This window comes from Halalkalibacter lacteus, assembly GCF_036663595.1.
GTDB lineage: Bacteria > Bacillota > Bacilli > Bacillales > Bacillaceae_D > Halalkalibacter > Halalkalibacter lacteus.
Map to the genome: position 1 here is coordinate 1 of NZ_JAWRVL010000219.1, position 271 is coordinate 271.

The 271-nt window shown below is 42.4% G+C and carries 1 protein-coding gene; it reads left to right on the forward strand.

The annotated features are described in order from the left end of the window. Positions 1–137: 137 nt before the first annotated feature. Positions 138–271: DNA-directed RNA polymerase subunit omega (rpoZ, locus tag SAZ04_RS22145; RefSeq protein ID WP_332699767.1), on the forward strand; the 134-nt coding region annotated here is incomplete at its 3' end.

Here is a 271-nt window from a genome sequence, read left to right on the forward strand (position 1 = left end):
CGTAATTATGATTATGCGGTTATCAATGATGAAGTCCCGCTAGCTGCTGAACGAATCAAGGCTATTATTCGTAGTGAACGGTTTAGTGTTAAGCGGGTCATGCCCGAGTATGAAGAAATGTTAGGAGATGCGGAATCATGATCTTATATCCATCAGTTGATGACTTATTGAAGCAAGTTAATTCGCGTTACTCATTGATTATGTTAGCTAGCAAGCGGGCCCATGAATTGGACGCTGGTGCAGCACCAATGCTTAGCGAATACAAATCGGT